Below are 25,130 nucleotides of genomic sequence, written 5' to 3'. Positions count from 1 at the left end.
CTGGCCTGCCTGAAACTCAAGGTATATATATTTTTAAACCTCCGGGCATAACCCCCTCTTCAGGCGCGCCCGTCAGACACGGTCGCCCATATCGTCTTACGGAGTATACGGATGATCGATAAGATTCTTGAGGGTAACAAGCGCTTCCGGGAGGAAGACTTTGCAAAAGATCCTGAGCATTACGGCCCGCTCGCATCAAGCCAGAAGCCGAAAGTCCTCTGGATCGGGTGTTCAGACTCACGGGTAGATCCCGAACGCATTACCGGCTCTAAGGCCGGTGAGATCTTCGTGCAGCGAAACATCGGCAACATCGTCCCGGTTCACGACTGGAACTTCGCGACCGTGCTCGAGTATGCTGTCAATCATCTCAAAGTCGGGGATATCGTCATCTGCGGGCACTCGGACTGCGGCGCCATAAAGGGGCTCGACCGCGAGAGCGACGACGCATACATTCCGCTCTGGCTCAACAACGCCAAGGAGGCGAAACGTCGCGTTGAGTGCCGGATACCGGTGCCGCAAAACTCCGAGGAAGAGAAGATCCGGCGGAGGCTCATCGAGGTCGAGAACGTCGGCCTGCAGCTCGAGCACCTCCGCACCTACCCGCCGGTCAGGGCTGCGGAAAAAGAGGGATGGGTCCGGCTTCACGGCCTGTACTTCGACCTTGCGACCGGAGAACTGAAGAAAGTGTTCTAAGACTCTTCCAGGGCATAATCAATCTCTTCTTTTATCAGGCCGAGCGAGACCCTCCCGATCGATGTCAGTCTCCCGTTCACAAGGATGATCGGGATCGGGGGATGGCGCTCCTCGACGATCTCCCTGACGTAGTCGGGCATCTCGCGGTCGATCAGCGTCGTCTTCACCTCGACCTTATCGCCGTATGCATCGAGCAGCTCGTCGCGCAGGGCGCTGATAGCGTCCATCAGATTATTTGACGGGTAACAGGTCTCAAGGCCGCAGGATCGCGTCTCGTCGCAGGGGAACGGGCCGCACTCGGACTCCTCAAGGCCGACAATCTCAACAGTCACTTCTGCCATGCATCATCGGTGGGGGAACGAATGATATATTAGCTTTCTTCCCGCCCCTCAATCTGGGCGCGCAACGCCGTCCGGACGCTGTCCTCAAGCCCTTCAATGCTCCCGACGTCCCGCACCCGGTCGAGGTCGCCGATCAGTACCGGTTCGGCCGGGCGGATGCCGAGATTCTCCATGAACATCCCGACCACGCGGGTTACGCAGACGAACGGCTCGTCCCCCCGCCGTCCGGCGACCGCGACGAGCAGTCCCTTCGCGTGCACCTCCCTCCCCAGCACCTTCTCCCGGGCATGGAGCCACTGGCAGCGGTCTATCACTGCTTTCAGGCCTGCCGGGACGGTGCCGGTGTAGACGGGGGTGCAGACGACAATGATCGAGGCGGCCTCGAGAGCCCGGATGATCCCGGGCATATCGTCGTCTATCGGGCAGTAGCCGTAGTCGTAGCAGGTATAGCAGCCGATACACGTTTTGATATCCATCTCCTGCAGGTAGAAGACCCGTGAAGAGATGCCGGCCCGGGCAGCCTCGTCGTCGCACCACGATGCAATCTTCGCGGAGTTCCCGAACCGGCGCGGGCTCCCCTGCAGGATGACGACGGCGGTGGTGCTGCCGCCCGGCAGCGGGCGGGTGAAAAGACGGGGACGCGTGTAGGTGTGGGGACGGGACGCTACGTCGTGCGTGAGCCGGGAGAAGACGATCTCCGCCACCTCACGGGTATCGAAGAGGGAGCCCGGCGGCACCTCGTAGGAATTGATAGCATAGGTGTAGACCGTCTCCGTGTCGCGGAGGACCTCGACGGTGTACCGTATCATGCCCGGGTAGATGCCTCCTAAGTTCTCGGAGACGAGCCTGATAGTAAACGTCCCTTCGGGCGTCTCGATCGACCGGGTGTTTTCTGTCGCGCTTTCGGTCATCGTGCGCTCCCTGTCGTTCGATCGACTTCAATGTTTCGGGTTGACGGAGCCCCGCAGGTTCCGGTTTCCCGCAGGGGTCCCGGGAAGGCTGTTCGATCCGTCACTACCGTTAATAAGGAATCTGATCCACATGATATGGTAATTCATGAAGGCGGTTCTGGGTCTTGAAGACGGAACATTTGTTATAGGGAATGGTTTTGGCGTTGAGGGGATATGTTCCGGTGAACTCGTCTTCACGACGCAGATGACCGGTTACATGGAGGCATTGACTGACCCCAGTTATGCCGGACAACTTTTGATGTTTACCTATCCCCTCATCGGGAACTACGGTGTCGATCACCAGAATTTTGAGAGCCCGAAGGTTCACGCGCGGGGCTGTGTCGTGCGTGAGGTCTCCGGCACGCCCACAACGCAACCCTCGGTTGCAAAGTTTTTTGAAGAGAACGGCCTCTCCGGCATATCCGGCGTCGATACCCGCAGCCTGACGATAAAGACCCGGACAGTCGGCACGCTCCGGGCTTCGCTCATCGTCGGGAGCGACGACGGGGAGGAAGCGGTTCGGCGCGCCCGGGCAGTTCCCCCGATCAGCGACGTCGACCTCATCGGGAGCGTCTCCTGCCGGGAGCCCTACCGGATCAGCGGCCCCGGCAAGCGGATCGCCGTCATCGATCTCGGCGTGAAAAGGCACATCCTCTCTAGCCTCAGCCACCGCGGCGCCGATCTCCACGTCTTCCCGCACACCGCCACGCCGGACGACGTGATGGCGGCGGAGCCCGACGCGCTCTTCATCACCAACGGCCCAGGCGACCCCCGGCGGGCGACAAGCGCCATCCGGTGCGTCCGGGACCTGGCCGGAGAGTTGCCGGTCATCGGCATCTGCATGGGCATCCAGGTGGCCGCACTCGCGCTCGGTGCCGAGACCTACAAGATGAAGTTCGGTCACCGGGGGACGAACCAGCCGGTCCGCTACAAGGACGGGAGCATCTACATCACGACGCAGAACCACGGTTTTGCGGTGGACGAGGAGACCCTGCCGGAGGGATGCACCGTCTCCTACCGGAACGTGAACGACGGCACGGTCGAGGGATTCGAGAACAGCGATCTCAACATCACCTGCGTCCAGTTCCACCCGGAGGCGCACGGCGGGCCCCGGGATACGGAGATGCACTTCTTTGATCGAATCTATGGGGGGATCTAAGAATGCCGAAGAAATCTTACATCAAGAAAGTCCTTATCATCGGCTCCGGGCCCATCCAGATCGGACAGGCGGCCGAGTTCGACTTCTCAGGGTCGCAGGCCTGCCGGGCGCTCCGTGAGGAGGGTGTCGAGGTCGTCCTCGTCAACTCGAACCCGGCGACGATCCAGACCGACCCCGACACGGCCGATGTCATCTATATCGAGCCTCTGAAGGCCGAGATCATAGCAAAGATCATCCAGAAGGAGAAGCCGGACGGGATCCTGAGCGGCATGGGCGGCCAGACCGGCCTGAACATGACCGCGGAACTCGCGGAGATGGGCGCGCTCGAGGGCGTCGAGATCCTCGGGACCCCGCTCGAGGCGATCTATCGCGGCGAGGATCGCGAACAGTTCCGCGACCTGATGAACGCCATCGGCGAACCCGTTCCCCGGAGCATGATCCTCGAGAACATGAACCAGATCGACGAGGCGATCCGGCAGGTCGGCCTCCCGGCGATCATCAGGCCGGCGTACACCCTCGGCGGTTCGGGCGGCGGCGTGGCGCACACGGCTGAGGAGATGCGGCGGATCCTTGAGATCGGTCTTGCCCGCTCCCGTATCCACCAGGTCCTCGTAGAGGAGAGCGTCGCCGGGTGGAAGGAGATCGAGTTCGAGGTGATGCGGGATGCGGCCGATACCTGCATCATCGTCTGCGGCATGGAGAACGTGGACCCGATGGGCATCCACACCGGCGAGAGCGTCGTCGTCGCACCCATCCTCACCCTGCGGGACGACGAGTTCCAGACGCTCCGGACGGCTGCAATCAGGATCATCCGGGCGCTCGACGTCCAGGGCGGGTGCAACGTCCAGTTCGCCTACAAGGACGGCGACTACCGGATCATCGAGGTGAACCCCCGGGTATCCCGGTCCTCGGCACTCGCGTCCAAGGCGACCGGCTACCCGATCGCGCGGGTCGCGGCAAAGATCGCGATCGGCCTTCGGCTCGACGAGATCACGAACACCGTGACCGGTGTCACTCCGGCGTCGTTCGAACCTGCCGTCGATTACGTGGTGGTGAAGGTGCCGCGGTGGCCGTTTGACAAGTTCAAGTCCGCAGACCGGACGCTCACCACGGCGATGAAGAGCACGGGTGAAGTGATGGCCATCGGGCGGACGGTCGAGGAGGCGTTCAAGAAGGCGCTCCGGTCGCTCGACAACGATATGCAGCGGCACACGAGCCCGAGCGAGATCCGGATGATCCTCACCGCTCCGACGGACGAGCGGTTCGGATGTCTCTTTGACGCCTTCAGGGAGGGGTTCACGGTCGAGGAGGTTGCCGGTCTCACGGCGATCACGCCCTTCTTCCTTGAGAAGATCAAGAACGTCGTCGACCTGGAACGGAAGCTCCAGACCGCCTGCGGGCCTGAGGACATCAAGGCCGCCAAGCGGTGCGGGTTCTCAGACGAGGATCTGCTGGCGCTGACGGGGAAGACGACCGACGAGATCGAGGCCCTTGCAGGGAGGCCGACCTACAAGATGGTGGACACCTGCGCCGCGGAGTTCCCGGCAACCACGCCGTACTTCTACTCCACCTGGGAAGAGGGATGCGAGCTCACCCGGAACGATGCGAAGAAAGTCCTGATCCTCGGTTCGGGGCCGATCCGGATCGGGCAGGGGATCGAGTTCGATTACTGCACCGTCCACGCGGTGATGGCGCTCCGCGAGGAAGAGGGGGTCGAAGTCCACATCGTCAACAACAACCCCGAAACGGTCTCGACCGACGCCGATACATCCGACCGGCTCTTCTTTGAGCCGATGCAGCTTGAGGACGTCATGAACATCCTCAAGAAGGACGGCTACTACGGCGTCATGGTCCAGTTCGGCGGGCAGAACTCGGTGAACCTGGCCGTGCCGCTGGAGGCGGAGATCAAACGCGTCGGTCTTGCGACGAAGATCCTCGGCACGTCGCCCGACGCCATGGACGTGGCGGAAGACCGCGACCGGTTCAGCCAGCTCCTCACCCGGCTCGGGATCCCGAGCCCGGCAAACTCCTCCGCATACTCAGAGGACGAGGCTAGGAAGATGGCCCGGGCGATCGGCTACCCGGTGCTGGTCCGGCCGTCCTACGTCCTCGGCGGGCGGGCGATGGAACTCGTCCACGACGACGCCGAGCTCGAGAGTTACATCAAGGAGGCCGTCCGGGTGAGCAAGAAGCACCCGGTGCTGATCGACTCCTTCCTCCAGGGCGCCGTCGAGATCGACGTCGACGCGGTCTGCGACGGAACGGACGTCCTGATCGGCGGGATCATGGAGCATATCGAGTGGGCCGGCGTCCACTCCGGCGACTCGGCCTGCGTCATCCCGCCGCAGTCCCTCTCGCCCTCGGTTGTCGCGCGGGTGCGCGACTACACGAAGAAGATCGCCCTCGGTCTCGGGGTCGTCGGGCTGATCAACATCCAGTACGCCGTCCAGAACGACGTCGTCTACGTGCTCGAAGCGAACCCGCGTGCGAGCCGGACCGTGCCGTTCGTCGCGAAGGCGACCGGGATCGCGCTCGCGAAGATCGCGGCGAAGGTGATGGTCGGCAAGAAACTCGCCGATATGGATATCGCCGAGCCCGAGATCGAGCATGTCGCGGTGAAGGAAGTGCTCCTCCCCTTCAACAAGCTCCCCGGCGTCGACACCGTCCTCGGACCCGAGATGAAGAGCACCGGCGAAGTGATGGGGATCGACTACGACTTCGGCCGTGCCTACTACAAGGCGAGCACCGCCGCGGACAACACCCTGCCGACGACGGGGAACGTCTTCATCTCGGTGACGGACGAGCAGAAGGAGGAGATCCTCCCGATTGCACGAAAACTCCGGGAACTCGGCCTCTCCCTCTACGGCACGAGCGGGACGGTCGACTTCCTCACCCAGAACGGCATCGAGGCGAACCTCGTGCGGAAGGTCCAGGAAGGCTCCCCGAACGTCATCGATATCATGCGCTCCGGGGGAATCCGGCTGATCATCAACACCCCGGCGGACAAGGCATCCCGGCAGGACCATATCCAGATCATGCGGGCCGCCGTCGACTACGGCATCCCCTACATCACCACGCTCCAGGCGGCGCGGGCAGCGGCGATGGCGATCGACGCCATCAAGCGCGAGGAGATCACCCTCGAGCCGCTCGGCCACTACCACGGGCTGGTGTGATCCGGGATCTTATCGCCCTCTCTTTTTCTTCCAGTGTTGCCATCTGCTTTCGCTTGCACTTCGAAGACCTCCGGTCTTCTCGAACTCCGGCTCAAAATGCTGTCGTTTTTCGCGCCTTCTCGTGAGTTAACGAGTGCGAATAGCGACACAGCCTCACGCGAAGGCGCGAAGAACGCGAAGTTCGGTAGAGAAATGCTGCAACTCCCCTTCGCACCTTGACGGTGCTCAAACTCCGGCCCTTCGGCCCATCGTCCTTCGAAGCCTGATGGCTTCTCATGCTCGCTTTGCTCGCAAGTCGCACCTCCGGTGCTCCAACTCCCTCCCCATCGGGGAGGTCGTTCTTCGCGGCTTCGCGCTCTTCGCGTGAGGCTACATGGGGCCCCGGCGTTGTATTTGATCATATGTCAGAGGCCATGTCACCCGTTTCCGTCGTCGTCAACGGAGAGCAGGCCGGGAGGATTCGCAGAGCGTTTAGAGTCGAAAAAAGAGAGGGGTTATGCTTCCCCAAGCCAGGTGTTGACCTTGTCGGGGTTGGCAGCGACCCATTTCTTCGCGGCCTCTTCTTCAGGCATGCCGCCCTCGATATCGGTCATGACCGAGGCGATATCCTCGCCCGTCCATTCGAACCGGCTCAGAATGCCGTAGGCTTCCGGATCGTCGGTCGCGAGGCCCTGCCGTGCGAGAGTCACGACATCCTCGGCCCCGCCGTAGACGCCCTTCGGATCGTCGAGGAACTTGAGGTCGTACCGTCCGAACTTCCAGTGCGGCGACCAGCCCGTCACCACGATCCACTTCTCATCGTTGATAGAAGTGCGCAGTTCGGCGGCCATGCCGGCGCTGCTGCTCGCGACCAGGTTGTAGTCGAGACCATACTCTTCGATGGCCTGCTCGGTCCGGGTCATGATGCCCGCGCCGGGCTCGATACCGACGATCCTGCCGCCGAACCGATCTTTGACACCGTCCAACTCTTCGATCGAGTCGATCGTCACGTAGGTCGGGACGACAAGCCCGATACGGGCGGCCCCGGGGATGTTCTCGTTGACGTAATCGATCCGGTCGCCGTACTGCTCCCAGTAGTGCTCATGGGTGTGCGGGAGCCACCCGGTCGTCGTGAAGTCGACGTCTCCGCGGGCAAGCGCCTGGAAGAGGGGGCCTGCGTCGACCGCGACCAGACGGACATCGTAGCCTTTCTCTTCAAAGACCTGTTTCATTACGTTGGTACTGGCAATCGCACAGTCCCAGGTGACGTAGCCGATGCTGATCTCCTTTCTGGGCTCGGTCGCCTGTGTGCCGGTGCAACCGGCGGAGAAGAGGCAGAGCACCAGGACGACACCCGTCAGTGCGAGCATGCTTCCGGTCTTTTGAACCATATCTTCATCTCGTGGATTTTTGCCGCTCTAAAGCGACAGATTGCATTCAGAGTCCGGCTATGTGGGGTTCCGGGCTCTCACAACATGTCCGGAACGGCCATACGCCGAGATCCGGGCATCGAGCAGAGGTGGCGGTATGCGCCACTCCTGGCGTGTTTGCACCCCAGGCAAAAAGGCCAGATATTGACCGCACAAACATGGGGTCCCAACCTTATTTAGGTTTTACGGGTTCTGTTTTGCGGACGGAGCATTATTAAATCTCGATTTCAAAGGAGATGCTGCCGGCGGCCTCCGATGGCACCTCGATGAGAGCGCCGATCCGCCAATCGCGAGCATCCCGGCCGGGCAACGGAGTATGCAGGGCGGACAGCCGGGTTAATGCACCCCGGGCAGGGACCGGCAGGGTTCACCGGCCCTCATACCGCGGCACAAGGTTCTGGGTGATCCGGTCCAGGATGATCGCGAGGATCACGATGGCAAGCCCCGCCTCAAACCCCATCCCGATATCCACCCGCTGGATACCCACAAGCACCCGGTACCCGAGCCCCCCCGCCCCGATCATCGATGCGATGACGGTCATCGAGAGGGCGAGCATGATGCACTGGTTCACCCCTGCCATGATGGTGGGGAGGGCGACCGGGAGCTGTACTTTGAGGAGTTTCTGGCGGGGCGTGGAGCCGAAGGCGTCCGCAACCTCAATCAACTCGCGGGGTACCTGCCGGATGCCGAGGTTCGTGAGGCGCAGCGCCGGGGGCATCGCAAAGACGACCGTCGCGATGATGCCCGGCACGCTCCCCAGGCCGAAGAAGATCACCGCCGGGATGAGGTAGACGAACGAGGGCATCGTCTGCATGAAGTCAAGGACCGGCCTGAGAACTGCGTTTAGCGGCTCGCTCCCTGCAGCCGCGATCCCGAGCGGGAGCGATATCACGAGCGCGAGGACCGTCGAGACGATGACGAGCGCCAGGGTGAGCATGGCGAGGCTCCAGAGGTTGAGGTTCCAGATGAGGAGCAGGCCGAGGACGGTGAGCCCTGCGAGCCGTAGGTCGCGCCGGGTGACGAGCCAGACCAGGACGCCCGCGAGGAGGATCAGGACGGGCGCGGGCATGAGGAGAAGGAGATCCTCAAACCCGCCCACGAGGAACCCCAGCCCTTCGCTGACCCAATCGAGCAGCCAGCCGAAGTAGGTATCGATCCAGTCGACCAGCGCCTCGGCGGCCTCACCCACGGGAAGTTTAGGCGGTTGCATGGTTCACCTCCTCTTTCCGCGCCAGGGCGGCGAGGATGGCACCGCGCGATATGACGCCCCTGAGCCTGCCGGTCTCGTCCGCCACCGCCACGGGATAGGGGCTCTCGACGATCAGCGAGATGATGTCCGCCAGCGATGCGTCGGGGGCCACGACGGGGACATCGGCGATGAGGATATCCCCCATCTGTCTTCCTGTCCTGACGGCTCCGGCCGCGTCGTCGAGTGTCACCAGCCCCCGGAGCAGGCGCTGGCGGGTGACGACGAATATCCGCGTGATATCGTGCTCCTCCATGAGGTGCAGGGCCACTCTCGGCCCCGCGGTGCATTGGGCGACCGGTTCGGGGCGGCGCATCACGTCGCTTGCCGAGAGCACCCTTGTTAAGTCAACGTCGGCGACGAACTTCTCGACGTAGGCGTTCTCGGGGTTCGTCAGGATCTCCTCAGGCGTGCCGACCTGCACGATGGCGCCGCTCTTCATCAGGGCGATGCGGTCGCCGAGTTTCAGGGCCTCGTCGAGGTCATGGGTGACGAAGATGATCGTCTTTGCCAGCCGCTGCTGGAGGTCAAGCAGTTCGTCCTGCATCTCCCTGCGGATCAGGGGATCGAGGGCGCTGAAGGCTTCGTCCATCAGGAGGATATCCGGGTCGCTCGTGAGCGCCCGGGCAAGCCCGACCCGCTGCTTCATGCCGCCGGAGAGCTCGGCGGGCATGCTCGCCCCATAGCCGCCGAGCCCTACCAGCTGGAGCATCTCTTCGGCTTTCCGGGAGCGCTCGTCTCCCGTAACGCCCTGAATCTCAAGCCCGAAGGCGACGTTCTCGAGGACCGTCCGGTGAGGGAGGAGCGCGAAGTTCTGGAATATCATGCCCAGCCTGCGCCGCCGGGTCCCCCGCAACTCATCCCGGCTCATCGCGACGATATCTTCGCCGTCGATCCGTATCTCGCCCTCCGTGGGTTCGATGAGCCGGTTGACACACCGTAAAAGCGTCGATTTGCCGCTCCCGGAGAGCCCCATCAGGACGAATACCTCTCCGGGCATGATATCGAGGGATATGTTGCTGAGCGCCAGCGTCGCACCGGTCTCCTCGTAGATCTCCTCTCTGGACCGGCCGGACCGATGGAGTTCGAGCACCTTCTCGGTCTCCGATCCGAAGACCTTCGTCAGACCCTTCAGACTGACGATCGGTCGGATCGGGGTTGTATCGTCTATTGGTGACATCTCAAAAATGATGGAATCCCTCCAGCTTCACGATTTCGATTCAATCTGTTTTATAATTTCGGGTTTTCAAAAATTGCCACTTTATGCAGGAATTTTGATTTTTCCGCCACTTTGCCGGGCTTTTTGGGATGGGGCGCCACTTTGCTCTCTATCCCTTGATTCATGGGCATTTTTGCGATTATACTCCGTATAATGCCCATTTTCCTCATGGTCTCATTGCCCGGCCCCTGGTCTCCCGGCCGCGCGGAGAGGTGCCCGTACCCTCCCCCCGGATCGACGCCCCCGATGTCCAACGCGTGAGAATTGCGAGAATGAGTCGCGGCTCCTGCCGGTGCGCCTTTCCATACCATTTCTTTTATTGGGTGAGAGGTCATACCATTGTAGATTACTCCAGACTGTCGCTATAAGACAGGAATCAGGAATGCGGAGATCAGTACCATGGTAAAGGGAAAAGTCGTCCTAGCGTTTTCGGGAGGTCTCGACACCTCCGTCTGTATCCCCCTCCTGCGCGAGCACTACGGGTTTGACGAGGTCGTCACCGTCGCAGTCGACGTGGGCCAGCCCGAGGAGGAGATCGCCCGGGCAACGGAGAAGGGCCGGTTGCTTGCAGACAACCACTACACCATCGATGCGAAAGAGAGGTTCGTGGCGGAATGCCTCTTCCCCTCGATCAAAGCGAACGGTTCGTACGAAGGCTACCCGATGGGTACGGCGCTTGCCCGTCCCCTGATCGCCGAGGAGATCGTAAAGATCGCAGAGGCGGAAGGTGCCTCGAAGATCGCGCACGGGTGCACCGGGAAAGGAAACGACCAGCTCCGGTTCGACTTCATCTTCAGGTCCGGCGGATACGACATCATCGCACCGATGCGGGAGATGAACCTGACCCGCGAGTGGGAGATCTGCTATGCCCAGGAGCACAACGTCCCCGTGAGCGTGGCCAAAGACAAGCCCTACAGCGTCGACGAGAACTGCTGGAGCCGGAGCATCGAGGGCGGCAAACTCGAAGACCCCGCCTTCCACCCGCCCGAGGATATCTACGCCTGGACGGTCTCGCCGAAGGACGCCCCTGATGCGATGGAAGAGATCCGGATCGAGTTCGAGCAGGGCGTCCCCGTCGCCCTCAACGGGAAGAGAATGGCGGGCCTTGACCTGATCCGGGAGCTGAACAGGATCGCAGGACGAAACGGTGTCGGCCGCAACGACATGGTCGAGGACCGGATCCTCGGCCTGAAGGCCCGTGAGATCTACGAGCACCCGGCCGCGACCGTCCTGCTTGCGGCGCACAAGGACCTCGAACACCTCGTCCTGACACGTTCGGAACTCCAGTTCAAGCAGATCGTCGACGATAAGTGGTCCGAGCTCGCCTACATGGGACTCGTGCACGAACCGCTCTTCTACGCGCTGAATGCGTTCATCGACAAGACGCAGGAGCGGGTCACCGGGACCGTGGACGTGGGCCTCTACAAGGGCAGCGTCAGGGTGCTCGGCCGGAGCTCGGATCTTGCTATCTACTCCGACGACCTCGTCTCCTTCGACTCGACGACGATCGACCAGAACCACGCCGTCGGGTTCTCGAACTACTTCGGGATACAGGCGCGCCTGCTCAAGAATCTCAAAAAGTGAGGAGGTGCTTACAGCACCTTCTTTCCGGCTTCTTTTCCCGGCGTGCATTCGAAGATGTCGGTGATCTTGATGACGATGAGCGATTTTGCCGGATATTGGTGGCCTTTCGTTCGCACCTGGTCGCGGAACTTCTCGTAATCGGGCCCGGACGTCTTAATCTCCGTCGAACCCTTCACCTGGAAGCAGCGCTTTGTGTCCTGGTCGTAGAAGTAGAGGGCCGTGACAGGGTTCTCCTGGAGGTTCTCGAGGGTCTTTACCATGTAATTGTCCATGATCCAGACGGTATCGTCGCCGACGAGCTGGATCGATGCCATCGGCGCCACGTTCGGAACGCCGTCCTTTGAGGCAGTTGCCATCGGCATGACTTTTGTTCTGGTAAATACTTCTTTAATTTCGCCTGAAAGCGCAACCATTCGGTTCACCTCTTCTGCTGGCGGAACGGACGCACGGGAGCGCCATAGTCCGCCCGGCACTGTGGTTATCCGTCCTGAGCGTATATAAGCGCTCTGTCGGGGCCGGCGATACCGGCCGGTGAGGCGCCTCCGGAGCACTGCCTGGAGATTGGGGCTCCCGTATGCATCAGGCCTCCAGCCGGTGAACACCACCTGAATCGGTGAAACCCTTCCATCCCGCCGCCCTTCGGCCGCCCGGTCGAGGCGATCGAGCCCGGCGATGAGCGTTCCTCTCTACGTATTCCAGCCCCGTGTGCGGCGATAGAAAGATATAAACTGGGAGACAGGGAAAAGACTACTATGTGTGCCCGTTTTTTGGAGCGCTTCTTCAAACCTACACCGCACATCGTCGAAAGTCCGCCTCCGCCGTCGATCTCTCACGGAGCGGGTGCGGGCGTTCCCGAGTACCGGGTGAAGCCCTATTTTATCGTGGCATCTGTTGAGATGGGCAATACGACGACGAAGTGTATCCTGACCGGCACGAACCTCGAGACGGGCAGGTCCTACGTCATCAACAAGACCGTGACCATGAGCCGCGACGTCCGGCCCCCGAAACCCGGCGAGGCGATCTTCGGGGCAACCCTCGACGGCACGGAGCTGACGCGGGAGTCGGTCACGGAGCTTGTCCGCGACACCCTGATCCAGTGCCACGACGAGGCCCACCTGAGCATCAAGGACGATCTCGACTTCGTCGTCAGGAGCACCGGCGTCGTGGCAGCGATGGACTCCCCCGACCAGGTCGGTGACTTCATCATCGCGCTTGCGAACGGCTGTCTCGAGGCCGGGGTTCCCCCGCGGAAGATGACGCCGCCGATGTCGATCGAGAACCTCACCCCGAAGCTCCGGCAGTTCTCGTTTGCCGACCGTCTGGTCTTCGTCGGCGCGGTGGCCGGCGTCGTGCCGCCGGTCGGCTGTACCGGCGTCGAGATGGTGGCAAACGAGATGGAAGGCGAGCTCGCGATGGCGGGCATCAAGGAGGGTGCCAAGTGGACGCCGGTCGACTTCCGGAACCCCTGCATCTCCATCGACTTCGGGACGACACTCGACGGCCGGATCACGAGCGACGTCGCTCCGGACGAACCGAATCCGTTCGCCCAGACGACCGGAAACTTCTGCGGGCTTGCGGGCGCCATCCCCGACTCGATCGTCCGGGGAACCGGGCTCGTCAAGAACCGGACGGGGACGGCCCTCGACCTTTTCGGCGACCAGAGCATCAAGGGCGCGTTCGGGGGGCGGAAGCGCTCCGTCGTCGAGGAATACGTCGACCGGTGCCACGAGCACATCGATATCCGGATCGTCCCTCCCGACCGGACGAGGTTCGGCCGGGTCCCGGTCTGCGCCGACGTTGCCGAAAAATCGGGTGTCGCCCTCATCGGGTGCGATTGCGGCGTCGACGGGAGCGAGATGCCTGCGCTTGAGAAGATCGGGCACGAGATCCACGAGAAGCACGGCATGGGCGTCCTGACCGAGGTCGTCGACCGGGTCTGCGCGAGGATGGCGCTCAGGCTCATCGACGTCGCCGTCGAGCGGGGGATGGTCCCGCCGAATTCGTCGATCGGGTTCACCGGGCGGGCGGCGATATCGGGGAGGAAGCCCGAGTACATCCTCGCGGGCATCACCGAGCGGAACCTCTACGACAACCCGAACGATCATCTCGTCTTCGTGGACGACGGCCTTGCGCGGGGTGCGGCACTGATGGGACGGTGCATGAACTCGCTCGGGAAGCCCAAGAGCCCGCTCGGCGGGGTGCGGGGAGGGCCATGTATTATGTCCCGCCGGATCAAAATAGGGAAGTAGGATTGGTAAACAATGGCTGAAGAAGAGTTGTTCGATCTGCTCGTTCCTCCGGGCGTACCGCGGAAGATGATCTATGACGTCGTCGAGAAGTACGACGTGGAGGTGGTCCGGAGGCAGCAGAAGCTGTCGTTTGCGAACATGGACGGGGACTCGCGGGAACTGATCGCGTTTCGCGGCAGAAGAGAGGTCGTCGAAGAGGTGCAGAACTACCTCTTTGAGCAGTTAAAAGAGTTCATCGCGGAATAAATCCTCTTTTTTTTGGCTTTGTTGAATCCCTCTCCCTGAGATCGAATCGTCTGTAGAATTCTCCATACCACTCGACTCACGCGAAGCCGCGAAGTACGATGGGCCAAAGGGCCGGAGCTCGAGCACTCTCAGGTGCGAAGTGCGAGCAAAGCGAGCATGAGAAGCCCTCAGGCTTCGAAGAACGCGAAGGAGGCTGTCAAGTACCCGTTCAGGTTTCGCGCCTTCGCGGCTTCGCGTGAGGTCACATCACCACCATCTCGTGGTAACCGGACGTTCTCTAGAGGGTATGAAGCATTTCAACAGAGCCCTCTTTTTACCGTTCTCGAGGTCCCGGCGCGCAGTCCGGGTCCGGAGACACGCTCCTCACATTCGATACCGGGAACGTGTCCCGCCTGTTGACGGAAGTTCTTCGCGGAAAAAGTAGAGGGCTCTCTCGCGTCACTCAGCCGGCATATCTCCGGCGATCAGCCGCACGAGCAGCGCCTTCTGTGCATGAAGCCGGTTCTCGGCCTGGTCCCAGACGATGCTCTGCGGTCCCTCGATCACTTCGTCGGTGATCTCCTCCCCCCGGTGGGCGGGGAGGCAGTGCATCACGAGAGCGTCGGACGGCGCCTTTGCGAGGAGATGAGAGTCTATCGTGTAGCCTTTGAGGCCTCGCAGGCGCTCGGCACGCTGCTGCTCGTCGCCCATCGAGACCCAGATATCGGTATAGAGTACGTCCGCATCCCTGACTGCTTCTTCCGGGTCCGTAGTGACGCTGACCCTGCCGCCTGCCGCCTGTGCCCGGGCGACGATCGCTTCTTTTGGCTGGTAGCACGGGGGGCTTGCGACCACGACCTCCATCCCGGTCAGGGCTGAGGAGAGGAGCCACGAGTTACAGACGTTGTTGCCGTCCCCGACCCAGGCGAGTTTCAGGTCGTGGAGGTCGCCGAACCGCTCGCTTAAGGTCATGATGTCGGAGAGCACCTGGCAGGGGTGCAACCGGTCCGAGAGACCGTTGATGACCGGAACAGTCGAATAACGGGCGAACTCCTCGACGGCAGCATGCTGGTAGGCACGGATCATCACCGCGTCGACGTAGCGGGCAAGCACTCGTGCCGTGTCCCGGATCTCCTCGCCCCGGCCGAGCTGCATATCCTGGGGGTTCAAGAAGAGTGCATGGCCGCCGAGGTCGGTCATCCCCACCTCGAACGAGACCCGGGTGCGGGTGGACGCCTTCTCGAAGATCATCGCAAGACTCTTTCCCCTGAGATACTCGTGCGCGGCTCCTGCGGACTTCAGCCGCTTAAGACGTATCGCGTCGGCAACAATGCTCTCAAGTTCGTACTCGTCGATATCGGCGATCGAGAGAAAATCCTTCTTCATGCAATCTCCTTCATGTGCCGGCACCTCTTCTCGAGGACCGCCCTGGTGCCGATATCTCTGCGGTGGAAGGTGCGTCCCCGGACCGAGGATGCAGCCGTCTCGGCGATCGCCTCGGCCTCCTCAAGCGTCTCACCCATTCCGACGAACGCGAGCGTCCGCGACGTCTGAGTGTAGAGCGTCCCGTCCCGCTCCTCGACGCTTGCATAGTAGAGCAGGGCGTCGCCGTAGTCGCCGAGGGCGAGGGGCTCCCCGACTGCCGGAGCATCGGGGTAACCTTCGGGAACGAGGTATTTGCAGACCGTCGCCTTACGGGCGAACCGGACGTGCGACGGCGAGAGGCTCCCCTCCGCGACGTGACCGACGATCTCGGAGAGATCCGATTCCAGGAGCGAGAGGACGTTCATCGCCTCGGGATCCCCGAAACGGGCGTTGAACTCGATGACTCTCGGACCGTCGCGGGTGTTCATGAACTGGCCATAGAGGATCCCCCGGTACGGCGTTCCCTCCCTCTGCATGGCCGCGACGGTATCCTCCATGATCCGGAGCGCCTTATCGTAGTCGGAGCGGGTGACGAACGGGAACATGTGATCCGGCATGGAGTATGATCCCATCCCGCCGGTATTCGGTCCCACGTCCCCCTCGTATGCGCGTTTGTGGTCCTGCACGAGCGGCATCGGCACCAGGTGCTTGCCATCGACGAACGCCTGGAGAGTGAACTCCTCCCCGATGAGCCGCTCCTCCAGCACGACGTCTCCCCCGATCTCGCGGGCATACTCGACTGCTCCTGCCGCATCGACGTGCTCGCCCATGATCCGCACGCCCTTCCCGCCGGTCAGGCCGATGGGCTTGACGGCGAGGTCCCCGTCATAGGCCTCGATGAACTCACGTGCCTCTTCCGGATCATGGAAGACCCGGTATTCCGGGCACCCCGCGATCCCGTGCCGCTCCATCAACCGCCGGCAGAACGCCTTGTCCGTCTCCAGCCGGGCCGCCGCACGGGTCGGTCCGAGAGAGGGTATTCCGGCCGCTTCGAGGCGGTCGACGATACCGGCTTCAAGGGGGGTCTCCGGCCCGATGACTGCGGCATCAAGCCCATTCTCGACGGCGAACTGCTCTATCTTTGCAATATTGGTCTCTTTCTCGAGAAGCACCCGCTCCGCGAGCCGGGCGATCCCCGGGTTCTTGCGTGCCATGACAGAAAATATTCTCACGCCGCTGTTGCAGGATAGTGCCCTGGTGATCGCATGCTCCCTGCCACCACCGCCTACAACGAGTACTTTCATATCCATCTATTAGCCTGCTCTTAAAAAAGGTTTATCCGTCCAGCAGCTCGCTGACCCGAACAAGCGCACTAAGGGATGCGCCTTTTTCTGCAAGCGCCTCACCTGCGCCGGCTTCCCGGTCGACGACGGTCACAACACGGTCGACCTGCGCGCCTGCAGCACGCAGCGCTGCAAGGCCGTAGAGGGCGCTTCCCCCCGATGTGGTCACGTCCTCGACCAGCAGCACACGCTTATCCTTCACATCGCCGATGATCGTCCCGGCTTTGCCGTGATCCTTCTCCGCCTTCCGGATGATCGCGTAGGGCCGGCCGCTCGCAAACGAGACGGCGACGGCGATCGGGACGGCACCGACGGCCACTCCGGCCACCATGTCAAATTCCCGGCCTTCGGCGATGGCCTTTCCGATTGCCGCAAGGATCGTGGGGTTCGTTGTTGCGGCCTTGATGTCGATGTAGTAGGAACTCCGGGCTCCCGATGCGAGGACGAAGTCCCCGAACTCGATAGCCCCGCTCTCAAGTAACAGTTCCGCGATTGGGTTTACCATGGTACCTCTTTAACTCCGATGTAATAGCCGATAATATTCACCACCCGGTGAAGGAGGGGTGTCATGACGACGATCCAGACCGCAACGGGTAAGGTAATATTCTCAAACAACCACTGGGGGTAGATCAGAAGGATGAGCACGAAAGAACCGACTACCAGGTCGTACTGATCGGCAAGGAACCAGGATTCGCCCCGCTCCTTACCCAGCCTCCGTTTCAGGAAACTCTTGGCCAGATCGCCGAGGAGCGCACCCGCCGCAAGCAGCGTGACGGAGAGGAGTGTCTGCTCCGGGAGGAAAGTCAGGCCGAATGCGGACCTGGCCCAGATCTCGACGAGACCTATCAGTATCCCGCAGAGTACGCCGCCGAAGAACCCCCGGTACGTCTTGCCGTTACCGAAGATCCGCCTCCCGTCACCGAGCGCCTTCCCGAAGTCGATGGGTGTCCCGCCACCGAAGACCGCGGCCGCCGAGTTCGGCAGGTATGCAGGGACCATGATCCACAGCGCCGCGAGCCCGGCGAGGAGCCAGTAACTGATGTCTGTATCGATAAGCGTCAATACTCAGTACAATCAGTAAATATAAAGATTAACGTGTCGAAATATGAGATAGGAGTTAGATGGGCACGGTGAGAGAATGCTGATAAAGAAGACACAGAGCCTCTGTCCAACATGCGGTCGCGTGCTCGACGCCGATGTCGTCGAAGAAGAGGGGAAGGTCTGGCTGGTCCGCACCTGCCCTGAACACGGCGCGTACCGGGGCCTCTACTGGTCCGACGCAGAGATGTACCGGAGGTTCGATGCCTACGAGCGCGTAGGAGGGGGAATAGCAAACCCGCAGAAGGCCTCATCCCCGGCAGGGTGCCCAAACGACTGCGGTATCTGTCAGAACCACAAGTCAACGACGCTGCTCGCGAATATCGACCTGACGAACCGCTGCAACCTCAACTGCGACTTCTGTTTTGCAAACGCCCGGGCATGCGGTTTCGTTTACGAGCCGACGTTTGACCAGATCGTCGAGATGCTGCGCATGTTGCGCGAGGAAAAGCCCGTGCCGACGCCTGCCGTCCAGTTCTCCGGCGGCGAACCGACGATGCGCGACGATCTCCCCGAACTCATCAGAAAAGCGAAAGAGCTCGGAATGTCGCAGGTCCAGGTCGCGACCAACGGGATCAGGATCGCCCGCGAGCCCGACTATGCCATGCAGCTCAAGGAGGCGGGGCTCTCCACCGTCTACCTGCACTTCGACGGCGTGACCAAAGAGACCAACCCGAAACTCGCGAGCGACCGGCAGGCTATAGAGAACTGCGAAAGGCTCGGCATGGGGATGGTGCTGGTGCCCACGGTGATCAAGGGCAGGAACGATCACGAGGTGGGCGCCATCATCCGGTACGCCGCAGATCACATAAAGGCAATCAGGGGCGTCAATTTCCAGCCGGTGGCGTTCACGGGGGCTGCGAGCGAGGACGATGTCAAAAGAGAACGGATCACCATTCCGGAGCTTGCGGAGCGCATCGAGGAGCAGACGGACGGTGTGATCCGGAAAGAGTACTTCTACCCCGTGCCCTGCGTCGTCCCGATATCGGAACTCGTCGAGGCGTACACGGGCAAACCCCAGATCACGTTCACCACGCACCAGCACTGCGGTGCGGCGACCTATGTCTTCGTCACCGAGGAGGGGCTGGTCCCGGTCAACAAGATGGTGAACGTCGAAGCTTTCTTCGAGTCGATCGAGAAGATGGAGGCGAAGCTCACCAAGGGCGGGTCGCTCAACAAGTACGTGACGCTCGTCGAAGGAGTCAAGGACCTCTACACCTCCACGCGGACCGCGGAGCAGACGAATACCGGGGAGTTCATGAAACTGATCGGGAAGACGCTGATTGCGCAGAACTTCGAGGCGCTGCGTGAGTTCCACTGGAACGCCCTCTTCATCGGTACGATGCACTTCATGGACCGGTACAACTACGATCTCTCGCGGGTGCAGAGGTGTTGCATCCATTACGCGACTCCCGACGGCCGCGCGATCCCGTTCTGCACCTACAACAGCGGCCCGGTCTACCGGGAGAAGGTCTGGAAAGCCTTCGCGCAGCCGCAGAAAGACGAATAATCGCCACCACTCTCCGGGGAGGAGGGGTGCCGGCCCCACCTCTCCCCTGATCTCTTTTTGAGGGCCGGTGAGGGTATCTCGTTGAATTCCCGGTCAGGGTCGCGGCAGCCTATCACGGGAACGGAAGTTCGTACCCTTCCTCCTCCCGCATGACGAGGGCGGCGATGGCGAGGTCCTGTATAGCAAGCCCGGTCGAGTCGAAGATCGTGACGGCGTCAGGCGACGACCGTCCCTTCCTCCCGATGACGACCTCACCGAGGGTTCCCGCGATCCGGGCGGGATCGTAGAGGCCGGTGCTGATCGGGACGTTCACCTCGCCCGAGTGGACCGCCTGGTCGTGGTCGTCGACGAAGACCTCCGCTTTCAGCAGGAGTTCGGGTTCGAGCTCCTGCTTGCCGGGGGCATCGGCGCCGATGGCGTTGATATGCGTCCCTTCGCGGACCCAGTCCGCCATCACGAGCGGTTCTGTCGACGGCGTCGTCGTGAGCAGCACGTCGCAGTCGCACGCACGCTCGAGCGGGACAACCCGGGCGTTATAGTCTGCATACCGGGCTGCAAATGCCCCGGCACTCTTCTCGGTCCTGCTCCAGACCAGGATCTCCTCGATCGCGAGTTCCGCAGCCGTCGCCTCCACGAGCGCCTCCGCCTGCCGTCCGGTCCCGACGACACCGAGGGTGACGGACTGTCGGGGCGAGAGGTGCCTCGCCGCGACGGCGCCCGCCGCCCCGGTCCGCATCGCCGTAAGTTCGGTGGCGTTGACGATCGCCTCCGGCATGCCCGTCTCCGCATCGATGATCACCGTGAGCGCCATGACAGTGGGGAGGCCCCGTGCCCGGTTGCGCGGGTGGACGTTGACGATCTTCACCCCGGCGATTCCGAGCGCCGGGATGTGGGCAGGCATCGTCCGGAAGTCCCCCGTCTCGACAAACGTCACGTAGACTTTCTGCGGCATCTGGACGTTTCCTCTCCCGTGCTCGGCAAAAGCCGCCTCGATCGCCCGGTTCACCGCGGCATACGGGGGGTACCCGGACCGGACGGGGTAATATCTCATCCGGGGACCACCCCTGAGCGGGACGGCCAGATCGCCTCTCCGGGAGGGGATACCGTCGGCCGGAGTTCCGGTATGGTGGAGGTTTGCATGGAGCCTTCTCCATGCCTGAAAGAGATTAATGTGTGGGTGGGAGAGCGGAGTCCGGGGCCTGTAGCCGGAGAGGATCGAGGCTCGCGAGAACGGCCGGCTCTTCCCTTCAGAGGGGGCCGCCCTGCATGCTCCGCATCGAGAGGCGGATCAGGCCGAGGTTGGCATCGGGCTTCGCGAGTACGCAGAGGGCGAGGTCGCCGTAGGGTGCGATGATCAGTTTCCCTGCCGGGGTCTCGAGGATCATCTGCGCGAGGCTCCCCATCTCCATATCTCCGGTGATACGGGTGCCGGCACGGAGCAGGTCCTCCGCGACCGCGGCCACCTGCTCGAAGTCGGCGGATCCCAGTGACTGGAGGGCGAACCCTTCGTGAAAGACCGAGACGGCAACGACGCCCGGCTGCCGTGCGACCTGTTCGAGGCGCTCCGCGCTCATCGAAGCGGCGCCTGCCGCCGTGCCGTTCCCGCCGATCAGACACCCCATCTCACGGGATACCTCGCGGGCCGCCCCGGTCTCCTCGGCGGTGTACGCGATGAGCTCGTAGTCAAGCGACGGCCGGTCGAAGAGATGCCTGTGAGCCTCGTCTCCGCTGAGCAGCAGGTCTCCGCCGTTGCTCTCGAATGCGGCTGCATACGGGCTCCCATCCCGGGCAAGGACAAAACCGGTCCCTCCGGGGCCGTCGATGCGCACGGCTCCCGTGAAATGAGGGCTGATGGAGGCAAGGGCCGAGAGAGGCCCCTGGAGTCGTCCCAGTGAGATACCGTCGGGCAGCATCGTCTCACAGAGCAGCGGTTATCCGGTCCCTGTTCTTCTTCAGTTCGTACCGGATCCGCCCGACGTTGACGTTCGCGTTCGCCACGATGGCGATCAGTTCGTCCTCCGAGAGCGGAGAGAGCAGGATGGGCCCGTTCTCGAGCTCGACGAGCATCTGGTACATCTCGCCTTTCCCGAGCTCGTTGCTCATCGCCTCAGACGTACCCATGCCGGTGGAGGCCATGGCGCCGAGAGCCTCGACATCCACGTCCCCGGCAACGACGCTCTCGATCACAAAGCCGTCCCGTCCCGCCACGACTGCGGCGGTGACTCCATCAAGTTTCAGGAATTCTCCGAGAATCTGTTTTAACATAACTCCAACCTCAGGTTCTTCTGACGCACTCAATCCGGAGAGGCATCCGTCCGATCGCGTGAGTTGCGCACGAGATGCAGGGGTCGTATGCCCTGACGATCATCTCGATACGGTTTGCCGCTCCTTCGGTCAACGCTCCGTTCTCCACCACCCGGCGTGCCATATCCTCGACGCCCCGGTCGATGGCGTAGTTGTTCTGGCAGGTCGCGACGATGAGGTTGCACCGCTCGATGATGCCGGCCTCGTTGACGGTATAATCGTGGATAAGGGTCCCCCGGGGAGCCTCGATGATACCGACGCCCCGCCGGTTCACGACCTTTCCCACCCGGGCCCGGATATCGGAGCCGGTGATGCCGGGGTCCGAGAGCAGGTCCGCCGCCCGCTCGCACGAGGCGATGAACTCGATGTAGCGTGCCAGGTGGTAGGCAAGCGGGGCCTGGGCGACGGTGCCGAACCGTTCGCGGTACTCGGTGAGCGCGGCATCCGCGTGCTCCGTCCCCATCCTCTCCACGATGTTGAGCCGGGCGAGCGGGCCGACCCGGTAGTAGTCCCCGCCTTTGAACCGGGCGAACTTCAGGTAGGACCAGTCCTCCGAGTACTCCTCGATGAACTTCGTGTAGTCGGCGTCCGAGAACGAACCGGCTCTTCCCCCGTCGGCGCCGAGCATCGCGACCGATCCGTCGTAGGTAGAGTAAACCCCCTGGTTGGCCATACCAAGGAACCCGGTCCTGACGGCTCCGACCTCCGTGTCGACCCCGTCGAGAAGGTTGCGCGCGATCTCCCACCCTTCACGGGCGATACCGAGCGCTTCCTCCGCCATAACAGCGAGTTCGGCCCTCTTGCCTTCGGTGAGCGGGGCGGACATTCCTCCCGGCAACGCGTTTGCCGGGTGAATGGGTTTGCCGCCGACCGCTTCCGTCAGACGCTGGCCGAATTTCCGGACCGCGATCGCTTTCTTTGCGATCTCGGGCGAGTTGCGGGCAAGCCCGATGACGTTCCTGCTCTCCGCCGGCGCGTCGTGGCCCAGGATGAAGTCGGGGGCCGCGAGCATGAAGAAGTGGAGGGCATGGGAGTGGACGAACTGGCCGATGTTGAGGAGCTCGCGGAGTTTCTTCCCGGTCGCGGGCGGTTCGACCCCGAAGATCCGGTCGGTCGCCTTCGCCGCCGCGAGATGGTGCGCCGAGGGGCATATCCCGCAGATCCGGGGCGTGATCCGGGGTGCCTCCTCGACCGCCGCTCCCACGAGGAATTTCTCAAATCCTCTCAGTTCAACGACCTGGAAGTGGGCCGAGTCGACCGCACCCTTATCGTCGAGATAGATCCTGATGCCCGCATGGCCTTCTATCCGGGTCACCGGACTGATCGTGATCTCCTTCATCTGCTCCTCTCCTTGACGAGGTCTCTGATCTTTGAGGTCTCTTTGTCCTCCATGATCAGGCTCCCGATGGTGAAGGCGTACATCGTGTGTGCGACGTCGTAGAGTTCCTTCTCCACCTCTTTCTGCGGCTTGTCCGTGAGGTCCGAGATCCTCCGCACCATCATGCCGTAGATGTCCCGGCAGGGCTCGCGGAGGATATCGAGCGACGGGCCGTTGCACCCGTGGCACGGGATGTTGTTCTTCGGGCAGGCGGCCGCGCACCTCCCGAACGTGACGCTCCCAAGACAGAGGTAGCCCTGCCCGAGCAGGCAGTGCTCGCGGTCGGGAACCCCCTCGTGCCGCCGTTTGAGCGTCCAGTTCTCGACGGGGCCCATGGTCCTGTCGCACTCGGAGCAGACGGATTTGCGCGAGAGCTCAAGCTTATCCCCTGCGACCATCGCCGGAATGATCTTCTTGACGAACACCTCTTTCGGGGGGCAGCCCGTGACGTAGTAGTCTATCTTGACGAGATCCCCCACCGCAAACGCCCGGTAGAGGAACGGCGGCACGTCCGTCGGGATAACGCCGTCGGGTTTTGCCGTCTCCACTTCTCTGTATACGCAGGAGAAGAGATCCTCGTTTGAACTCAGCATCGAGAGGCCGGATATCCCCCCGTAGCATGCGCAGGTCCCGAGCGCGACGAGCGTCTTTGCCCGCCTCCGGAGCTTCTCGAGGCGCTCCCGGTTCTCCTCGTTCCGGACGGCGCCGGTCACGAACGCGATATCGATGCCCTCAGGCGGCTCTTTTACGTCCATGATCACCGGCGAGTAGACAATCTCCGCCTCCTTGACGACATCAAGGAGCATCTCGTGGAGATCGAGCACCGCGATCGTGCACCCCGAACACCCTGCCAGTTCTTCAATAGCAATCTTCATTCTGTCGCCTCATTTCAGAACCAGTTTCTTTAAGCAGGCGTTCGGGCCGGTGTGGACGATCTCCAGTTTGGCTTTACGGCCGGTGATCTCCTCGATCGCACCGACGACGTAGCCGAAAAGGGTCTGGCAGAGTGGGCCGCCCTGGTCGAGGCCGTTGCGCCGCAACGTCTGGCGGACGATGCAGTCGTGGAAGACGAGGTAGATGAAGGTCTCTCCGTTCTCTTCGATGATGAATGTCTCCTTATCCTCGGGCTTCCAGACCTCGAAGGAGTACTGGCCGCGCAGGAGGTCGGAGAGCTCGTGGAGCGCTCCCTCCACGTCCTCGCGCTTCTGGAAGTACTTGGCAACCTCATGGCCGAACTTCTTCCCGGCCCGGTAGGTGACCGCGTTTGCTCCCCTCCCTGAGATCTCTTCAAGCGATCTGATCACGAGGCCGTTGAGTTTCATCACGCCGTGGAGCGTCTGCTCCATCTCTTTCGGCTTCGGCGAGCATTCGAGCGGAATATCCTCTGAACGGTAGACGAGATCGGAATGGAAGGCCTCGTGCAGTTCGTCGATGTAGCCCGCGCTCATCAGATCACCTTCCTGAGCATCTCGCAGACCTTGATGTCGATGTAGTGCCTCTTGGCAGAGTAGATGCCGCGGTGCTCGAGGGCCTGGGCCGGGCAGATCTCGTGACAGGACAGGCACCCCATACAGTTATTCGGCCTGACCGGAACACTCACATTGTTCTGGAGTTCGTACACGTGCATCGGACAGTCTTTGATACAGAGACCGCACCCGACGCACGCGTCCGTATCCACACGTATATCCATTTATGAGCCTCTGAAATGTGATTACCACTTCCTGCTATTAAAACATAATTATATATCATTTGTTCTCTGCGGTGAATTTCGTTTCCGGTTAGAATACGCGATTCCAGTGTTTTTTGTAAGCCGATCGGGCAATTCGCCCTTATTGGAGCAGTTATACGATCCCGCGGGTGTCTGCCGCCTGCGGCAGAGAGGGA

The 25,130-nt window shown here is 62.0% G+C and carries 24 protein-coding genes; 7 read left to right on the top strand and 17 right to left on the bottom strand.

Features of this window, described 5'->3' with window-relative positions:
- Positions 1-111 precede the first annotated feature (111 nt).
- A complete protein-coding gene (locus F8E02_RS09845; protein WP_317065360.1) occupies positions 112-693 on the top strand; it encodes a carbonic anhydrase in 582 nt (193 codons plus the stop codon).
- Here F8E02_RS09845 and F8E02_RS09840 read toward each other — a convergent pair.
- Both F8E02_RS09840 and F8E02_RS09835 read right to left on the bottom strand, forming a co-directional pair.
- Entirely contained in the window at positions 690-1,034 is a 345-nt protein-coding gene (locus tag F8E02_RS09840; RefSeq protein WP_317065359.1) for a hypothetical protein, read from the bottom strand. The genes F8E02_RS09845 and F8E02_RS09840 overlap by 4 nt on opposite strands.
- A 29-nt stretch (positions 1,035-1,063) precedes the next feature.
- Positions 1,064-1,945, bottom strand: coding sequence for a flavodoxin family protein (locus F8E02_RS09835; protein WP_317065358.1), 882 nt, complete (start codon positions 1,943-1,945; stop codon positions 1,064-1,066).
- Positions 1,946-2,090: 145 nt separating this feature from the next.
- Between F8E02_RS09835 and carA the strand changes: the two genes are divergently transcribed.
- Together carA and carB are read left to right on the top strand one after the other, a co-directional pair.
- Positions 2,091-3,143, top strand: a complete 1,053-nt coding sequence (gene carA / locus F8E02_RS09830) for a glutamine-hydrolyzing carbamoyl-phosphate synthase small subunit (protein ID WP_317065357.1) — start codon at positions 2,091-2,093, stop codon at positions 3,141-3,143.
- A 2-nt stretch (positions 3,144-3,145) separates the two neighbouring features.
- A complete protein-coding gene (carB, locus tag F8E02_RS09825; protein ID WP_317065356.1) occupies positions 3,146-6,316 on the top strand; it encodes a carbamoyl-phosphate synthase large subunit in 3,171 nt (1,056 codons plus the stop codon).
- Positions 6,317-6,810: 494 nt separating this feature from the next.
- Here the strand turns inward: carB and F8E02_RS09820 are convergent, their stop codons facing one another.
- From F8E02_RS09820 to F8E02_RS09810, 3 genes are all read right to left on the bottom strand, one after another.
- Positions 6,811-7,686, bottom strand: coding sequence for a glycine betaine ABC transporter substrate-binding protein (locus F8E02_RS09820; protein WP_317065355.1), 876 nt, complete (start codon positions 7,684-7,686; stop codon positions 6,811-6,813).
- A 406-nt stretch (positions 7,687-8,092) separates the two neighbouring features.
- On the bottom strand, positions 8,093-8,935 hold the full coding sequence (locus tag F8E02_RS09815) for an ABC transporter permease (RefSeq protein WP_317065354.1): 843 nt from the start codon (positions 8,933-8,935) through the stop codon (positions 8,093-8,095).
- Positions 8,922-10,151 (bottom strand): quaternary amine ABC transporter ATP-binding protein, encoded by a 1,230-nt coding sequence (locus F8E02_RS09810; RefSeq protein ID WP_317065353.1) that lies wholly within the window; start codon positions 10,149-10,151, stop codon positions 8,922-8,924. The genes F8E02_RS09815 and F8E02_RS09810 overlap by 14 nt, the downstream gene beginning before the upstream one ends.
- Before the next feature lie 438 nt (positions 10,152-10,589).
- On the opposite strand from F8E02_RS09810, the gene F8E02_RS09805 reads away from it, so the two are divergent.
- Positions 10,590-11,774, top strand: a complete 1,185-nt coding sequence (locus tag F8E02_RS09805) for an argininosuccinate synthase (protein ID WP_317065352.1) — start codon at positions 10,590-10,592, stop codon at positions 11,772-11,774.
- Positions 11,775-11,782: 8 nt separating this feature from the next.
- Here F8E02_RS09805 and F8E02_RS09800 read toward each other — a convergent pair whose 3' ends face one another.
- Positions 11,783-12,187, bottom strand: a complete 405-nt coding sequence (locus F8E02_RS09800; RefSeq protein WP_317065351.1) for a pyridoxamine 5'-phosphate oxidase family protein — start codon at positions 12,185-12,187, stop codon at positions 11,783-11,785.
- A gap of 339 nt (positions 12,188-12,526) precedes the next feature.
- Here F8E02_RS09800 and F8E02_RS09795 point away from each other — a divergent pair, with 339 nt between their 5' ends.
- A complete protein-coding gene (locus tag F8E02_RS09795; RefSeq protein WP_317065350.1) occupies positions 12,527-14,023 on the top strand; it encodes a methanogenesis marker 14 protein in 1,497 nt (498 codons plus the stop codon).
- A gap of 12 nt (positions 14,024-14,035) precedes the next feature.
- On the top strand, positions 14,036-14,269 hold the full coding sequence (locus F8E02_RS09790) for a hypothetical protein (protein ID WP_317065349.1): 234 nt from the start codon (positions 14,036-14,038) through the stop codon (positions 14,267-14,269).
- 438 nt (positions 14,270-14,707) lie between these two features.
- Here F8E02_RS09790 and argF read toward each other — a convergent pair whose 3' ends face one another.
- From argF to F8E02_RS09770, 4 genes are read right to left on the bottom strand one after another with little or no spacing between them, the layout of a single operon-like run.
- Positions 14,708-15,634, bottom strand: coding sequence for an ornithine carbamoyltransferase (argF, locus tag F8E02_RS09785; RefSeq protein WP_317065348.1), 927 nt, complete (start codon positions 15,632-15,634; stop codon positions 14,708-14,710).
- Entirely contained in the window at positions 15,631-16,923 is a 1,293-nt protein-coding gene (purD, locus tag F8E02_RS09780; RefSeq protein ID WP_317065347.1) for a phosphoribosylamine--glycine ligase, read from the bottom strand. Before purD ends, argF begins: the two co-directional genes overlap by 4 nt.
- A 25-nt stretch (positions 16,924-16,948) precedes the next feature.
- A complete protein-coding gene (gene pyrE / locus F8E02_RS09775) occupies positions 16,949-17,461 on the bottom strand; it encodes an orotate phosphoribosyltransferase (protein WP_317065346.1) in 513 nt (170 codons plus the stop codon).
- Entirely contained in the window at positions 17,455-17,955 is a 501-nt protein-coding gene (locus F8E02_RS09770; RefSeq protein ID WP_317065765.1) for a CDP-2,3-bis-(O-geranylgeranyl)-sn-glycerol synthase, read from the bottom strand. Before F8E02_RS09770 ends, pyrE begins: the two co-directional genes overlap by 7 nt.
- 139 nt (positions 17,956-18,094) lie before the next feature.
- On the opposite strand from F8E02_RS09770, the gene tes reads away from it, so the two are divergent.
- Positions 18,095-19,564 carry a tetraether lipid synthase Tes gene (gene tes / locus F8E02_RS09765; RefSeq protein WP_317065345.1) on the top strand — a complete coding sequence of 490 codons (1,470 nt, stop codon included), beginning with the start codon at positions 18,095-18,097 and terminating at the stop codon, positions 19,562-19,564.
- 112 nt (positions 19,565-19,676) lie between these two features.
- On the opposite strand, the gene F8E02_RS09760 is transcribed toward tes, so the two are convergent.
- From F8E02_RS09760 to F8E02_RS09730, 7 genes are all read right to left on the bottom strand, one after another.
- Positions 19,677-20,615, bottom strand: coding sequence for an ornithine cyclodeaminase family protein (locus F8E02_RS09760; protein WP_317065344.1), 939 nt, complete (start codon positions 20,613-20,615; stop codon positions 19,677-19,679).
- Between the two features lie 196 nt (positions 20,616-20,811).
- On the bottom strand, positions 20,812-21,477 hold the full coding sequence (locus tag F8E02_RS09755) for a roadblock/LC7 domain-containing protein (protein ID WP_317065343.1): 666 nt from the start codon (positions 21,475-21,477) through the stop codon (positions 20,812-20,814).
- 4 nt (positions 21,478-21,481) lie between these two features.
- On the bottom strand, positions 21,482-21,829 hold the full coding sequence (locus F8E02_RS09750; protein WP_317065342.1) for a roadblock/LC7 domain-containing protein: 348 nt from the start codon (positions 21,827-21,829) through the stop codon (positions 21,482-21,484).
- Positions 21,830-21,839: 10 nt separating this feature from the next.
- Complete coding sequence (locus tag F8E02_RS09745; RefSeq protein WP_317065341.1) at positions 21,840-23,207, bottom strand: Ni/Fe hydrogenase subunit alpha; 1,368 nt, start codon at positions 23,205-23,207, stop codon at positions 21,840-21,842.
- Positions 23,204-24,121: an NADH-quinone oxidoreductase subunit B family protein gene (locus F8E02_RS09740; RefSeq protein WP_317065340.1), complete on the bottom strand. Its 918-nt coding sequence runs from the start codon at positions 24,119-24,121 to the stop codon at positions 23,204-23,206. Before F8E02_RS09740 ends, F8E02_RS09745 begins: the two co-directional genes overlap by 4 nt.
- A gap of 9 nt (positions 24,122-24,130) precedes the next feature.
- The gene (locus F8E02_RS09735; RefSeq protein ID WP_317065339.1) at positions 24,131-24,694 is read right to left on the bottom strand and encodes a hydrocarbon binding protein (contains V4R domain); all 564 of its coding nucleotides are present in this window, start codon (positions 24,692-24,694) and stop codon (positions 24,131-24,133) included.
- The gene (locus tag F8E02_RS09730; protein WP_317065338.1) at positions 24,694-24,936 is read right to left on the bottom strand and encodes a 4Fe-4S dicluster domain-containing protein; all 243 of its coding nucleotides are present in this window, start codon (positions 24,934-24,936) and stop codon (positions 24,694-24,696) included. Before F8E02_RS09730 ends, F8E02_RS09735 begins: the two co-directional genes overlap by 1 nt.
- Between the last annotated feature and the right edge of the window lie 194 nt (positions 24,937-25,130).

It is taken from the genome of Methanoculleus caldifontis (assembly GCF_032842345.1).
Lineage (GTDB): Archaea > Halobacteriota > Methanomicrobia > Methanomicrobiales > Methanoculleaceae > Methanoculleus > Methanoculleus caldifontis.
Note: the sequence above shows the minus strand (reverse complement) of the source record. Positions and strands in the feature narration are given on the sequence as shown.

Excerpts from the sequence above, each read along its gene's own strand:
- F8E02_RS09845 (WP_317065360.1), top strand. The coding sequence starts at position 112 with ATGATCGATAAGATTCTTGAGGGTAACAAGCGCTTCCGGGAGGAAGAC.
- F8E02_RS09840 (WP_317065359.1), bottom strand. The coding sequence starts at position 1,034 with ATGGCAGAAGTGACTGTTGAGATTGTCGGCCTTGAGGAGTCCGAGTGC.
- F8E02_RS09835 (WP_317065358.1), bottom strand. The coding sequence starts at position 1,945 with ATGACCGAAAGCGCGACAGAAAACACCCGGTCGATCGAGACGCCCGAA.
- carA (WP_317065357.1), top strand. The coding sequence starts at position 2,091 with ATGAAGGCGGTTCTGGGTCTTGAAGACGGAACATTTGTTATAGGGAAT.
- carB (WP_317065356.1), top strand. The coding sequence starts at position 3,146 with ATGCCGAAGAAATCTTACATCAAGAAAGTCCTTATCATCGGCTCCGGG.
- F8E02_RS09820 (WP_317065355.1), bottom strand. The coding sequence starts at position 7,686 with ATGGTTCAAAAGACCGGAAGCATGCTCGCACTGACGGGTGTCGTCCTG.
- F8E02_RS09815 (WP_317065354.1), bottom strand. The coding sequence starts at position 8,935 with ATGCAACCGCCTAAACTTCCCGTGGGTGAGGCCGCCGAGGCGCTGGTC.
- F8E02_RS09810 (WP_317065353.1), bottom strand. The coding sequence starts at position 10,151 with ATGTCACCAATAGACGATACAACCCCGATCCGACCGATCGTCAGTCTG.
- F8E02_RS09805 (WP_317065352.1), top strand. The coding sequence starts at position 10,590 with ATGGTAAAGGGAAAAGTCGTCCTAGCGTTTTCGGGAGGTCTCGACACC.
- F8E02_RS09800 (WP_317065351.1), bottom strand. The coding sequence starts at position 12,187 with ATGGTTGCGCTTTCAGGCGAAATTAAAGAAGTATTTACCAGAACAAAA.
- F8E02_RS09795 (WP_317065350.1), top strand. The coding sequence starts at position 12,527 with ATGTGTGCCCGTTTTTTGGAGCGCTTCTTCAAACCTACACCGCACATC.
- F8E02_RS09790 (WP_317065349.1), top strand. The coding sequence starts at position 14,036 with ATGGCTGAAGAAGAGTTGTTCGATCTGCTCGTTCCTCCGGGCGTACCG.
- argF (WP_317065348.1), bottom strand. The coding sequence starts at position 15,634 with ATGAAGAAGGATTTTCTCTCGATCGCCGATATCGACGAGTACGAACTT.
- purD (WP_317065347.1), bottom strand. The coding sequence starts at position 16,923 with ATGGATATGAAAGTACTCGTTGTAGGCGGTGGTGGCAGGGAGCATGCG.
- pyrE (WP_317065346.1), bottom strand. The coding sequence starts at position 17,461 with ATGGTAAACCCAATCGCGGAACTGTTACTTGAGAGCGGGGCTATCGAG.
- F8E02_RS09770 (WP_317065765.1), bottom strand. The coding sequence starts at position 17,955 with ATGGTCCCTGCATACCTGCCGAACTCGGCGGCCGCGGTCTTCGGTGGC.
- tes (WP_317065345.1), top strand. The coding sequence starts at position 18,095 with ATGCTGATAAAGAAGACACAGAGCCTCTGTCCAACATGCGGTCGCGTG.
- F8E02_RS09760 (WP_317065344.1), bottom strand. The coding sequence starts at position 20,615 with ATGAGATATTACCCCGTCCGGTCCGGGTACCCCCCGTATGCCGCGGTG.
- F8E02_RS09755 (WP_317065343.1), bottom strand. The coding sequence starts at position 21,477 with ATGCTGCCCGACGGTATCTCACTGGGACGACTCCAGGGGCCTCTCTCG.
- F8E02_RS09750 (WP_317065342.1), bottom strand. The coding sequence starts at position 21,829 with ATGTTAAAACAGATTCTCGGAGAATTCCTGAAACTTGATGGAGTCACC.
- F8E02_RS09745 (WP_317065341.1), bottom strand. The coding sequence starts at position 23,207 with ATGAAGGAGATCACGATCAGTCCGGTGACCCGGATAGAAGGCCATGCG.
- F8E02_RS09740 (WP_317065340.1), bottom strand. The coding sequence starts at position 24,121 with ATGAAGATTGCTATTGAAGAACTGGCAGGGTGTTCGGGGTGCACGATC.
- F8E02_RS09735 (WP_317065339.1), bottom strand. The coding sequence starts at position 24,694 with ATGAGCGCGGGCTACATCGACGAACTGCACGAGGCCTTCCATTCCGAT.
- F8E02_RS09730 (WP_317065338.1), bottom strand. The coding sequence starts at position 24,936 with ATGGATATACGTGTGGATACGGACGCGTGCGTCGGGTGCGGTCTCTGT.